Origin of the sequence: Devosia sp., from assembly GCF_024707125.1 — a bacterium.
Taxonomy (GTDB): domain Bacteria; phylum Pseudomonadota; class Alphaproteobacteria; order Rhizobiales; family Devosiaceae; genus Devosia.
Genome location: NZ_JANQAH010000005.1, coordinates 213150 through 226289 on the forward strand (window position 1 = coordinate 213150; position 13140 = coordinate 226289).

A 13140-nucleotide genomic window follows, 5' to 3' on the forward strand; every position below is an offset into this window, starting at 1 on the left:
GAAGCCCTTTTGGCCGAAACGCAGAAGGCGCATCGGGGCAAGCTCAAGGTATTTCTGGGCATGGCGCCGGGTGTCGGCAAGACTTACGAAATGCTGCGCCAGGCCCGGCGGCGCAAGATGGATGGGCTCGATGTGGTCATCGGGCTCGTCGAGACCCATGGCCGCAAGGAAACCGAGAGCCTGTTGCGCGGCATGGATGTGTTGCCGCGGCGACCGATCGAGCATCGCGGACGAACGCTGCTCGAATTCGACATCGATGGTGCCATTGCGCGCCGGCCGGAACTGCTGATCGTCGACGAATATGCCCACACCAATGCCTCGGGCTCGCGGCACCCCAAGCGCTGGCAGGATGTAGAGGAACTGCTGGCCGCGGGGATCGACGTCTGGACCACGCTGAATGTCCAGCATCTCGAAAGCCTCGTTGATGTCGTGCTCAAGATCACTGGGGTGCGCCAGCGCGAGACGGTGCCGGATGGGGCGCTATCGCGCGCTGACGACATTGAGGTCATCGACATTACGCCGGCCGAACTGCGCGAGCGCATGGCGGCCGGAAAGGTCTATGTGCCCGAGACGGCGAGGCTGGCGGCCGACAATTTCTTCAAGCCCGAGAACCTGACGGCGCTGCGCGAACTGGCGCTGCGCCGCGCGGCCCAGACGGTGGACGACCAGCTCAACGCGGCCATGCGAGTGAAGGGGCTCGAAGGGCCGTGGGCAGCGGGGGACCGCATTCTGGTTCTCGTGGCCGATGATGGCATGTCGAGTGCCCTCGTCCGGCAGGGCAGGCGGCTTTCCGATACCATGAAGGACGCGCCCTGGATCGTGGCGCATATTACCCGCGGGCGATCCGAAGACGGCGAGGCCGGTACGACATCGAAGCTCACCGATGCGCTGAAACTGGCCGAGCAATTGGGGGCGACGACCGTCGTGCTCAATGGCGCGGATCTCGTGGCCACCGCGCTCGCCTATGCCGGCCAGAACAATGTGACCCAGATTGTCATTGGCAAGGGACGAGACAGCCGCCTGCGCGAAGTGTTCGGCCTGTCGCTGGCGGCGGAACTGCTGCGCGCGGCGCGGGGCGTGTCCATTCACGTCGTGACCGAGCCGGGCGAGAACCAGGTGCGGGAACGCCGGCCCTGGCTGCAAATCCTCAAACGCGGCTGGGCGCCCTATGCCATTGGGCTCGGCTATGTGGGGGTCGCTACGGCCCTGGCCTATGCGCTGGATCTGCAATTCGAGCGGGCTGATTTGGGCATGATCTTCCTCGCCGCAATCCTGGCGGCTGCGGTGGTGCATGGGCTGGCGCCGGGCATGGTTGCCGCGGTGTGCGCCTTTGCCATCTACAATTTTCTATTCCTCAACCCCCGCTACAGCTTTGCCATCGGCTCGCCGACCGATCTGCTGACTCTGATGGTTTTTCTCGCCGTGGCGCTGGCCACGGGTATTCTGGCTGGCCGCTCGCGCGACCGGGCCCGCGAGGCCCAGCGCCGGGCGAGCGATGTGACCTCGCTGCTGGTTGCGACCAGGGCCTTTTCGCGGGCGCCCACCAAGGCTGATGCAGCGCGCGCACTGGCCGAGCAGACGACGGCGGCGACCGGCGCCAAGTCGATCGTGCTGCTGCCCGAGGGCGGGGAACTGGTGACCGTGGCTGGGGCGCCGGAAGCGCAGGAACTGGGGCCGGGCGCCATGGCGGCAGCGCGCTGGACCTGGGAGCGCGGGGAACCGGCAGGGCACAATACGGGCACCTTGCCCCAGAGCAATTGGTCGTTTCGGCCATTGCGGGGGTGCAGAACCGGACCGGTGTGGTCGGTATCGAGCGGGTGGCGACAGTGCCGGGATCGGATCAGGAAAAGCTTCTTACCGCGCTGGCGGATGGTGGCGGCATTGCCATCGAGCGTGCCGAATTTGCGCTGCATGCCGTCGAGGCCGAGACGCTGCGGCGCTCGGATCGGTTCCGGACGGCGCTGCTCAATTCCGTGAGCCATGACCTGCGCACACCGCTGTCGACGGTTCTCGGGTCGTCCTCAACCCTGCTGGAGCTGGGCGACAAGCTGGCGCCGGAGGTCAAGCAGGACCTGCTCGAATCCATCCGCGAGGAGGCAGAGCGGCTCAATCACTATATCCGCAACCTGCTCGATATGACCCGGCTCGAAGGGGGCGGGGTGACACTGCGGCTGGAAGACAGCGATATCGAAGCGGTGTTGCGTACGGCCACAGCACGGTTGAGCCGCCGACTGGGCGAGCACTCCATAACCTATGATTTCCCGACCGAACTGCCCAAGGTGACGATCGATCCGGGGCTGCTGGAACAGGCCGTCGTCAATATTCTTGAGAATGCGATTGCCTATTCGCCTGACAATACCGAGATCAGCATCGCGGCCTATGAGGACCGCAAGAAGATCATCATCAGCATCGAGGATGAGGGCAAGGGCATTCCCACCGACGAGCTGGAACGCGTCTTCGACAAGTTCCGCCGGCTCGAGGAACCGACCGATCGCAGCAAAGGCGTGGGGCTGGGTCTCTCGATCACCAAGGGTTTCATCGAGGCCATGGGCGGGGCCATCGTTGCCGCGAGCCCCATCCATGGCGACAAGGGAACGCGGATGCTGATCGCCCTCAACAAGTCCGAAGCCGACGTCTGGAAAGACAAGTGACACCACTGCTTGCACGCATTCTGGTTATCGACGATGAGCCGCAGATTCATCGCTTCCTCGGTCCGGCGCTGGATGCGGCGGGGTATCACCACCGGCGCGCCGACAATGGAGCGCAGGGGCTGCGCGAGATCGCGCAGTGGAGCCCGGATGTGGTCATCCTCGATCTCGGGCTGCCGGACATGGACGGCAAGGATGTGCTGCTCAAGGCGCGGGCCTTTTACGAGGGGCCGATCCTGATCCTTTCGGCGCGCGACAAGGAAGGCGAGAAGATCGAGGCCTTTGAGCGCGGCGCTAACGACTATGTCGAAAAGCCTTTCGGCATCGGCGAACTGCTGGCGCGCATCAAGGCCGCGTTGCGCCAGAGGGCGGCCTCGCAGCCGCCCGTCGCCAAGGTACGGTTCGGCGATGTCGAGGTGGACCTCGACCTGCGTTATGTGAGCCGTCATGGCGAACCGGTGCGGCTGCCGCCCAAGGAATATGCGCTGCTGACGCGCCTCATTTCAGGCAATGGCAAGGTGCTTACGCATAAGGAGCTGCTGGTGGCCGTGTGGGGCGCCGCGCATATGGAGGACACGCAATATCTGCGCGTCGCCATCGGCCAGCTGCGGCAGAAGCTGGAGGCGGACCCCGCTTCACCCATGCATATCGTGACCGAGCCGGGCATCGGCTACCGGCTGCGGCGCGAAGGCTAGGTCCGGTCCGCTTCAAGCGAGGCTTTCACCATGCGCTTGAGCGTCGTGACGTGGCCGGAGAGGGGTTCGGTGGCTTCCGGTTGGAGGGAGGCCACTTGCGCAAGCACATATTCGCCGGTGCCGATGACGTCGCGCCAGCGGGGGCGGTCGGGCAGGGTTTCGACGAGCAGGTATTTGTCGAGCGTGCGTGCCTGCAATGAGGAGCGGTCCAAGCTGACGCGCCAGATGCCGCTTTCCTCGGCGAGGTCGAATTTGGATTTGCCGGTGGCCTTGCGCCAGACGTTGAGGCTCTCGGTCATCACGGCGACGATCATCTCGCGATAGAGCTCTCGATCCGACGGGGTTTCGTCTTCCTCGATGGCGGCGAGGTCGGGGCCGACGGTGTCGAGGACATCGCGAATGGAGCGGTTGACCAATTCCGCCCGCTGCCGCAAGGGCGCGGTGTCCTGATCGATGATCAGCGCCAGCCCGCCGCCTTGCTGGGGTTCGATGTCAAAACCCTGGATGATGACCTTGTGGTCCGGCGCGCCAAAGGTCGTGCTGGTCAGATTGGCCTGGCCGTCGGCTTCGATCTCGCTGCGCATGTTGTCGAGGAAGCCGGGATCGAGGAGGTCACCCAGGAGTGTTTGGCCGGTTTCGATCCGGCCGCCGGAAAACTGCATGGCCTGCTGGTTGGCATAGATGATGCGCCCGGCCTCGTTGGCGCAGACAAGGCCGACCGAGACGGTATCAAGAAGGCGCGACATGCGTTGCTGGGAGAGGCGCAGGGCGTCTTCGACATGCACGCGGCGGTCGATTTCCTGCTTGAGTTCAGCGTTTTCGCGGGCCTGTACCTGTGCATGGGTGGCCGAGAGCAGGGTGGCGATGCGGGCCAGGAGTTCGTCTTTGACGAAGGGCTTGCAGACATAGTCGTTGGCGCCGCTTTCAAAACCCGCGAGGAGGTCGCGGGTGCGGCTGCGGGCGGTGAGCATGATGATGGGCAGTTCGTGCAGCGAGAAACGCTCGCGCAGTTTTCTCGCGACGTCGAGGCCGCTGAGGCCGGGCATCATGACATCGAGAATGACGAGGTCGGGCTTTTGCCGCGCGACGGCCTCGAGCGCTTCCGTGCCGTTGCGGGCCGCTTCGAAGCGGTAGCCGAGTGGCTGGAGCACATTGCGTAGAACCTGGATATTGACCGGCTCGTCGTCGACAACGAGGAGGTGCGGTCCGTCCTTGGCCGCGAAGGGTGCGTCGGGCATGACGGGCAGGTCGATATAGCCGGTGCCCGGTTCGGCAAGGAGTTCCACGGCATTCAGTTCCGAGCCGGGCGGGGCGACGGGAAGAGCGAGGCGGAAGATCGAGCCTTCGCCGAGAGTGCTGGTCGCCGAGAGTTTGCCATGCATGGCATGGGCAAGCTGGCGGGCAATGGTGAGGCCGAGGCCAGAACCTTCGATCTCGTTGCCACTGGCGCGTTCGAGCGGCTGGAAGACGCGTTCGAGACTGTCGGCGGCGATGCCGATGCCGGTGTCGCTGATCGAGATTTCGATCTCGTGGCCCACATGGCGGGCGCTGACCGAGACGGTACCGCTGCCGGTATATTTGATGGCATTGCCCACGAGATTGTAGAGGATCTGTTCTAGCCGCACCGGGTCGGCTTCGAGATAGGGCAGGTCGTCTTCGAGCTCCACCTTGATGCTGACGGGCTCGCCCCAGACCATGGTTTGCGCCACCGACAGGACATTACGGATCGAGGTCGGCAGGTGCACGGCATGGATGTCGAGGTTCATCCGGCCCTGGCGGATGCGGTAGAGATCGAGCAGGTCGTCGACGAGGCGCGAGAGGCGCCGTGCCGAGAAGGTGATGAGTTCGAGTTGGCTGCGCTGCAGGGCGGTCAGATCGCCCGCGGCGCCTGTCGCCAGCGTGCCTGAAATGCCGATGATGCCATTGAGCGGCGTGCGCAATTCGTGGCTGGTATTGGCGACGAAGGCGTCCTTCTGGCGGTCGGCCTCTTCCAGTTCCGCGTTCTTTTCCGCGATGACGCGAACCTGCTGTTCGAGCTCCTGGTTTTTCTGGCCAATGAGGGTGAGCTGATCGCGCACGGCCATGCGCATGCGGCTGAAACTGGTGGTGAGGCGTGCGAGTTCGTCGGGGCCGGAGATTTTGGGCACGTCGAGATCGAGCTGGCCCGCGGCGATGGCTTCGGCGGCGTCGGCCAGTTTGCCGAGCGAGGCCGAGATGGTGCGCGATAGCATGAGGGCGATGAGGAAGATCAGCGGCAGGCTGATGGCGGCTATCAGGGCGACGAACCGGGTGAGGGATTCGGTCTTGGCGAAGGCGAGGCGTGTGGGTGTTTCCGCCGACAGATGCCAGGGCGTGGCGCCGAAGGGCAGGACGGTCCAGGCAGCAAGCGCCGGCTCGCCGCTGGCGCCGGTATCGAGAATATCGGCGCCGCGCTCCGAACCGCGCGAAATGCTGGCGAGGCGTTTGTCGCCGGGATGCAGGGCGCCGTCGGGCGGGCCCGAAATCAGCGCGCCGCTGCTGCTGGTGAGGAACAATTGGCCCGTCGCCTCATTGCCGAATTGGCCTTGTACGACCGCATCGACGGCATCGGCGGGCAGGCGGAAGACGGCGAGACCGCGCGTGCGGCTGTGGAAGTCGATGCGCACCGCGACATAGGCGGAAAAGGCGTTGGTGACGGGGTCACGGCGGAAATCAAGGAGGGCCAGGCGATCTTCGCCATCGCCTTCGAGCAGCGTCTCGGTCAGTTGCCCAAGGGGCGTATTCCTCAGGGTCATCTCGAGATCGGCACCGAGATAGCCGTCCTTTTCGACCGAATAGATGACGCGGGCGGCGCTGTTGATGAGGTAAAGATTGTCGAATTCCGATGTGCGCACGAAGCTCGCGAAATCTTCGTGGAAACGATTGTGCGCATTGGCATATTCGAGCGCGGTACGGAGGAGGGGGCCGCCCATTTCGGCCGGCTGGCCCACGCCACCTTCGTTGAGCGCGAACACCTCCTGCAAGACGCGCTGCGCCTTGTCGGGCGAGGCGTCGATCATGCGGAAGGCATAGGAAAAGCCGTAAAACTCGCCGACCGAATAGCGCACCGTATTGGATTTGGTCAGCGTCTCCGCCTGGCGCAGGGAGAAGGCTAGATATTGCTCGATTTCGGCGTGCTTGGCATCGCGCACGAACTGCAACTGCGCAAAGGTTTCGTCGCGCAGGCTGGAGGTCAGGGTGGTGATCAGCGCCCAAAAAGTCAGGGACAGCGGCACGGCCATCACGCCGAGAAAGATCAGGAACAGCCGTCCCCGAAAGTTGGACGGCCAGAGCGCCGGCAGCTTCATGTCTTCTCCTCCCGGCTCGCTGCCTCATCTCCCCGATGAGACCACTTCAAACCAGACTTCCGCCGCCGCGCTGGGTTTTTGCCGATTTTTCCGGCGAATTTGACGATTTTGACGCGGTGACTCCATCACCACTCTAGTGCCAATTAGATACCAATCGCAACTCATGCGATGGATCCGGCCTCGACGCCGGATGCGGAGGACTATTTTGGGAGGAGTTCATATGTCTCTGAAGAAGACGACGCTCGTGCTATTGGCCGGCGCGGTTGGCCTGCCTGCTGCCCATGCACAGGAAGCCATTCTGACGGCGGTGCCGCAGCAGCTGACCGCCTGGGTTGAAAACTACAACCCGATGAATGCCACCACGGTTCTGCCGACCGTGCAGGATTTCATGTATGAGCCGCTGGTCGTGTTCAACGCCATCAAGGGCGGCGAAGCCAACTATCGCCTGGCGTCGGCATATGAATATTCCGAAGACGGGCTCTCGCTGACCTTTACGATGCGCGATGGCGCAAAATGGTCGGACGGCGAACCGCTGACGGCCAAGGACGTGGCCTTCACCTTCAACATGATCAAGGAATTCCCCGCTCTCGACCTGCGTGCCGTATGGCCCAAGCTCGAAAGCGTTGAAGCCGCTGACGACAAGACCGTCACCTTCAAGTTCAAGCAGGTTGATGCCGGCCTGATCTACCAGATCGTGCAGACCTATGTGGTGCCCGAGCATGTCTGGTCGGGTGTCGCCGATCCGGTCACCTTCACCAACCCCAATCCGGTCGGTTCGGGCCCGCTGACCGAAATCCGCCGCTTCACGCCGCAGGAATATATCCAGTGCCGCAATCCCAATTATTGGGACAATGCAGAACTGGAAGTCGACTGCATGCGCATGCCGCAGGTGTCGAACAATGATCAGGTGCTGACCATGGCCGCCAATGGCGAGCTCGACTGGTTCGGTTCCTTCCTGCCCGACATCGAACGCACCTATCTTGCCGGTGATCCGGATCACCGCGGCTACTGGTTCCCGGCCGGCTCGCCGGTCTATTTCTCGCTCAACATGGAAAGCGAAGACGCGGGCCTCAAGGAAGCCTTTAGCGACGTCGACTTCCGCCGCGCCTTCTCCATGGCCATGGACCGCCAGGCAATGGTTGATATTGCCGGCTATGGCTATCCGACCGCCAACGAATATGCGTCCGGCCTCGGCCAGGCCTATGACGTGTGGAACAATGTCGAAGCGGAAGCTGAATTCGGCCAGTTTGCGCAGTTCAATATCGAAGCTGCCAAGACGTTGCTGGCCGACTCTGGCTATGCCGACAAGGATGGCGACGGCTTCCTCGAAACCCCGAGCGGCCTGCCGATCGCCTTCGAAATCATCGTGCCCAATGGCTGGACCGACTGGGTGAACACGGTGCAGCTGGCCATCGAAGGCCTTGCCGAAGTGGGCATCAATGCCTCGATGGCAACGCCGGAGAGCCCGGCCTGGACCGATGCGCTGATCTCGGGCAAGTATGAAGCTGCGCTCAACGCTGTCGCGACCGGCGTCAGCCCGCACTTCTTCCTCGACTCCTCGCTGCACTCGCGCAATGTCGGGCAGAACCGCTTTGCCTCTTCACGTTATGCCAATCCCGAACTCGACGCGGCGCTTGATGCTTTCAACGCCACGACCGACGCGGCCGAGCAGAGCGAAGCCATGAAGAAGGTTTTGGCCCTGATCGCCGCCGACATGCCGCTGATCAACGTGTTCAACAACCCGCTCTGGTACGAATACAACACGACCCGCTTCACCGGCTTCTTCAATGCCGACAATCCGGTCGCTCGTCCGGTGGTCTATGCCGGCGTGCCGGAACGCCTGCTGCATCTGCTGGCACTCTCCCCAGTCAAGTAATCCCTTGAAGAAAGGCGGCGCGGCTTCGGCTGCGCCGTCTTGCTCTTTTGGAGAGTGCGATGAACTTCGTTATCCGCCGGATAGCCTTCTATCTCGTGGCCTTCCTCGTGGCCGCCACCGTGAATTTCGCCCTGCCGCGGCTGATGCCGGGCAATCCCATCGACGTCATGTTCGCTCAGCAGAACAGCACGTTGACGCCGGAAGCGCGCGACGCGCTGATCGCGACCTTCGGCTTTGCCTCGGGCCCGCTGCACCTGCAGTTTCTCGACTATATGAAGTCGGTCTTTACCGGTGACCTCGGCTATTCCATCCGCTTCTATCCGCAGAAGGTGAACCAGGTTCTGGCCTATGCGCTGCCCTGGACGCTGCTGCTGGCAGGGACCGCGACGCTGCTGGCTTTCTGTGTCGGGTCGATCATCGGCACCTTTGCCGCCTGGCGGCGCGGGGGCATGTTCGATGCGGTGGTGACGCCGGTTTCGCTGGCCTTGCAGGCAACCCCGGCGGTGGTGATCGCGCTGACCGCACTCTTCATTTTCGGCGTGGCGCTGAAATGGCTGCCCACTGGCTACGCCTTTGCGCCCGCGCTTGATCCGGCCTGGAGCTGGGAATTTTTCGGTAGCGTGGCGCTGCATGGGTTGATGCCGATCTGCTCGCTGATGGTGGTCTTTGTCGGCGGCTATCTCGTCACCATGCGCAACAACATGATCGGCCAATTGGGCGAGGATCATGTGACCATGGGGCTGGCGAAGGGGCTCTCGGACCGGCGCGTGCAGCTCAATTATGCGGCGCGCAATGCGCTGCTGCCCTCGGTAACTTCGCTCGGCCTGACGCTTGGCGCCATTCTCGGCGGGTCGCTGGTGACCGAAGTGGTGTTCAACTATCCCGGCCTCGGCCAGACCCTCTATATCGGCATCGTCACGCGCGACTATCCGCTGATCCAGGGACAGTTGTTGATCATGACCTTTGCGACGCTCCTCGCGAACCTCGCGGTCGATCTTCTCTACGTCTTCCTCGATCCACGCCTGCGGAAGGCCTGAGACCATGTTCGAAACGCTCAAAGTTTTCCTGCGCAACAAGAAGGCTCTCATCGGCCTCATCATTGTGCTGCTCTATGTCGCCGTGGCCATTTTCGGGCCCCTGCTGCTCAATCTCGACCCGATGCAGCGTGTTGGCCGGCCGCATCAGCCGCCTAATCCCGAGGAATTGCTCGGCACCACCCGCATGGGGCGCGATGTCTTTGCCCAGCTCATCTATGGCACGCGCACTTCACTCGCCGTGGGCTTCTTCGCTGGCATCATCATCGTCTTGATCGGCACGGTGCTCGGCATTGCCGCCGGTTATTTCGGTGGCTGGATCGACGAGATCGTGACCTTCTTCACCAATGTGGTGCTGGTCATTCCGCAATTGCCGCTGTTGCTGGTCATCGCCGCCTTCATGGGCCAGACCAATCCGGCTGTCATCGCCATCATCATCGGCATGACATCCTGGGCCTGGGGCGCGCGCGTTACCCGCTCGCAAACCCTGACCCTGCGCAATCGCGAATATATTCTGGCCTCTGAACTCATCGGGGAGCGGCCGACGCGGATGATCTTCGTTGAGCTCTTGCCCAACCTGCTCTCGATCATCGGCTTCAATTTCATCGGCTCGGTGACCTACACGATCATCACGCAGGCAACGCTGGAATTCCTGGGCCTTGGCAATCCCATGTCGGTCTCCTGGGGCACCATGCTCTACCACGCTCAAAATGCCTCGGCGATCAGCGTGGGGGCCTGGTGGGAAGTGCTGGTGCCGGCTGTGGCCGTCGCTGGTATCGGCGTCGGGCTGTCGCTGCTCAATTTCGGTGTCGACGAAATCTCCAATCCGCGATTGAGGACCCTTGGCACCGTAGCCGCGGCCATCAAGGCGCAGAAGAAAATCGACCAGCAGCGTCTCGCGGAGGTTAAGCCATGACCGACAAACCATTGCTTGATGTGCGCGGGCTGAAAGTTGATTTTCTCACGGCCAAAGGGCTGTTCACAGCGGTGAAGGGCGTCGACTTTTCTATCGGCCGCGGCGAAGTGCTGGGGCTGGCGGGTGAGTCGGGGTCGGGCAAGAGCACGATCGCTCTGGCGCTGATGCGTTTGCATCGTCCGCCGGCCATCATCTCCGAGGGTTCGATCACCCTTGATGGCGAGGACGTCCTCGCCATGACGCCGGAGCGGCTTCGGCAGTGGCGTTGGTCGAGTGTCTCCATGGTGTTCCAGAGCGCCATGAATTCGCTCAATCCGGTGCTGACGATCTTTGAACAGTTCCGCGACGTGATCGTGCGGCATACCGGCGTTTCGACGGCGGAGGCGCGGGCCCGTGCCAGCGAACTGCTGGCATTGATCGGCATTCCGCAGAGCCGGCTCGATGACTATCCGCACCAGCTTTCGGGCGGCATGCGCCAGCGCGTGGTCTTGGCCATTGCTTTGGCGCTGGAGCCAAAACTGATCATCATGGACGAACCGACGACGGCGCTCGACGTGGTGGTGCAGCGCGAAATCCTGCAGGAAATCGTCGAGCTCAAGCGCAAGTTCGGGTTTTCGATCCTCTTCATCACGCACGATCTGGCGTTGATGGGGCAATTCGCCGATCGCATCGCCATCATGCTCGAAGGCAAGCTGGTGGAAGTGGCGCCTTCGGCCGAACTCATCGCCAATCCGCAACACGACTATACCAGGCGGCTCTGGTCCTCCATGCCGCTGCTGACGAGGGCTTGAACCATGCAGCAGGTTTCAGAACTGCTTCGGATCGAAGGCGCGACCAAGATCTTCCACATGAAGCCCATGCTGGGCGCGGCCCATGAAGTGGTGGCGCTCAACAATATCTCGCTCACGATCCGGCCGGGTAAAGCCCTGGCCGTGGTGGGGGAAAGCGGCTCCGGCAAGTCGACGCTCGGCCGGGCCGTGGCGCGGCTTTTCCAGCTCTCTTCGGGCACTATTGCCTTCAAAGGGCGGGATATTGCCGGCATGCGCTCGCGTGCCGACAAGCTCGATTATCTGCGCAGCGTGCAGATGGTGTTCCAGGACCCGTTCTCGGCGCTCAATCCGGCGCACACGATCCGGCATCATCTTGAGCGGCCGCTGATGCTGCACAAGAAGCTGCATGGCGCCGCGCTCAATTCTGCGGTGGAAGCGGTCTGCGCCGATGTGGAACTCGACCCTTCGGTAACGCTCGAAAAATACCCGCACGAGCTTTCGGGCGGGCAGCGCCAGCGCGTCAATCTCGCCCGCGCCCTGGCCGTGGGCGCGGAACTGATCATTGCCGACGAGCCGACGTCCATGCTCGACGTTTCGATCCGTCGTTCCGTGCTCGACCTGATGCGGCGGATGAAGGAGACGCGGTCGATTACCTTCCTCTACATCACGCATGACATCGCGACGGCGCAGTTCATCGCCGATGACATTGCCATCATGTATGCGGGGCAGGTGGTGGAATGGGGACCGCCGAACCTGGTGATCTCCACCCCGCAACACCCCTATACCAAGCTGCTGCTCTCGGCTGTGCCGGATCCGAAGGTGAAACTCGATGGAACGGGCGCCAAGTCCTTTGCCAGCGAGGCCCAGGCGGTGCGGGCGCTGGCGCGAAAAACCTCGCCTGAGGTGATGGAAGTGCAGCCCGGCCACTTTGTGCGCAAGTTCGACACAGTCTAGGCTAGGCCGTCATTGTCTGTGCGAGACCGGCGCAAGTTTGCGCCGGTCGTGCGTTTGGCCTGTCAGGCCTTGCCGAGGGCGCGGCGGAGGAAGTCGCGGACCGTCTGCTGGAATTTAGGGGCCTCTTCGACCTGTGGGGCGTGGCCCGAATTTTCGAAGATGACCAGTTCCGAGCCAGGGATCAGGCGATGGATGGTCTCGGAGGCGGCGACCGGGGTGATCCAATCGTGGCGGCCCACGGTGATCAGGGTCGGGACCTTGATGCCTGGCAGGTGCGGCTTGAGGTCGTAGTTTTCCTGGTTCACGGCGAAGGCAAAATTGTGCGTCGCATAGTGATAGGGCGTGTTGGCGACGCGGGAGTGCACCTTGTCCATGTCGAGGTCATGGTCGTAGAGCGGCAGGATATGCGCCCAGGCGGCCTTGAGGTCTTCATTGTCGCGGGTCGTGCCGGCCATGATGCGGTTGAAGAGGTCGAGATCGACCTCGATGCGCGGCGAGGCCAGGGCATTGGCGCGCGAGAGTTCGCGGTGTGCATTGTCGGCCGAGGTATCGCGCAGCACCATGGCGAGGACGCGGTCGGGATAGCGGATGGCATATTCCATCGAGATGAAACCGCCATAGGACCCGCCGGCCATGATGATCTTTTCGGCGCCGATCCATTCACGGATGGCATCGACGTCGGCCGCCCATTGTTCGTGGGTGAAGGGCGCCTTGTCTTCCGAAGCGCCGCTGCCGCGGGCGTCGAAGACGACGACGCGATACTCGTCGGAGAAGGGACCGAAGGAGCCCTTGGGTTCGGCATGGCTGCCGAGGCCCGGCGCGCCATGATGAACGATCATCACCGGCTTGCTCTTGTCGTCGCCGCCGAGCACTTCAATGTTCAGGCGTGCGCCATTGATGGTGACGTCCATTCCAGTCTCC

General features: G+C 62.8%; 10 protein-coding genes. 8 read left to right on the forward strand and 2 right to left on the reverse strand.

What is annotated here, in order from left to right; all coding sequences use genetic code 11:
• The first annotated feature begins 9 nt into the window (after positions 1–9).
• The 3 genes from NVV77_RS04560 to NVV77_RS04570 are packed head-to-tail and all read left to right on the forward strand — an operon-like array spanning position 10 to position 3343.
• On the forward strand, positions 10–1977 hold the full coding sequence (locus tag NVV77_RS04560) for a DUF4118 domain-containing protein (RefSeq protein ID WP_295411183.1): 1968 nt from the start codon (positions 10–12) through the stop codon (positions 1975–1977).
• Positions 1974–2651 (forward strand): ATP-binding protein, encoded by a 678-nt coding sequence (locus tag NVV77_RS04565; RefSeq protein WP_295411390.1) that lies wholly within the window; start codon positions 1974–1976, stop codon positions 2649–2651. The genes NVV77_RS04560 and NVV77_RS04565 overlap by 4 nt, the downstream gene beginning before the upstream one ends.
• A complete protein-coding gene (locus NVV77_RS04570; protein WP_295411186.1) occupies positions 2648–3343 on the forward strand; it encodes a response regulator in 696 nt (231 codons plus the stop codon). The genes NVV77_RS04565 and NVV77_RS04570 overlap by 4 nt, the downstream gene beginning before the upstream one ends.
• On the opposite strand, the gene NVV77_RS04575 is transcribed toward NVV77_RS04570, so the two are convergent.
• Entirely contained in the window at positions 3340–6669 is a 3330-nt protein-coding gene (locus NVV77_RS04575) for a response regulator (RefSeq protein WP_295411188.1), read from the reverse strand. The two genes, NVV77_RS04570 and NVV77_RS04575, sit on opposite strands and share 4 nt — an antisense overlap.
• A gap of 220 nt (positions 6670–6889) precedes the next feature.
• Here NVV77_RS04575 and NVV77_RS04580 point away from each other — a divergent pair, with 220 nt between their 5' ends.
• Genes NVV77_RS04580 through NVV77_RS04600 form a run of 5 tightly spaced genes read left to right on the forward strand, consistent with a single transcriptional unit; the run spans position 6890 to position 12219 of the window.
• Entirely contained in the window at positions 6890–8545 is a 1656-nt protein-coding gene (locus tag NVV77_RS04580) for an ABC transporter substrate-binding protein (protein WP_295411190.1), read from the forward strand.
• A gap of 59 nt (positions 8546–8604) precedes the next feature.
• Positions 8605–9582, forward strand: coding sequence for an ABC transporter permease (locus NVV77_RS04585; protein WP_295411193.1), 978 nt, complete (start codon positions 8605–8607; stop codon positions 9580–9582).
• 4 nt (positions 9583–9586) lie between these two features.
• On the forward strand, positions 9587–10495 hold the full coding sequence (locus NVV77_RS04590; RefSeq protein WP_295411195.1) for an ABC transporter permease: 909 nt from the start codon (positions 9587–9589) through the stop codon (positions 10493–10495).
• Complete coding sequence (locus tag NVV77_RS04595) at positions 10492–11286, forward strand: ABC transporter ATP-binding protein (protein ID WP_295411197.1); 795 nt, start codon at positions 10492–10494, stop codon at positions 11284–11286. The genes NVV77_RS04590 and NVV77_RS04595 overlap by 4 nt, the downstream gene beginning before the upstream one ends.
• 3 nt (positions 11287–11289) lie before the next feature.
• On the forward strand, positions 11290–12219 hold the full coding sequence (locus tag NVV77_RS04600) for an ABC transporter ATP-binding protein (RefSeq protein ID WP_295411199.1): 930 nt from the start codon (positions 11290–11292) through the stop codon (positions 12217–12219).
• 62 nt (positions 12220–12281) lie between these two features.
• Here NVV77_RS04600 and NVV77_RS04605 read toward each other — a convergent pair whose 3' ends face one another.
• Positions 12282–13130 (reverse strand): alpha/beta hydrolase, encoded by an 849-nt coding sequence (locus NVV77_RS04605; protein ID WP_295411202.1) that lies wholly within the window; start codon positions 13128–13130, stop codon positions 12282–12284.
• Between the last annotated feature and the right edge of the window lie 10 nt (positions 13131–13140).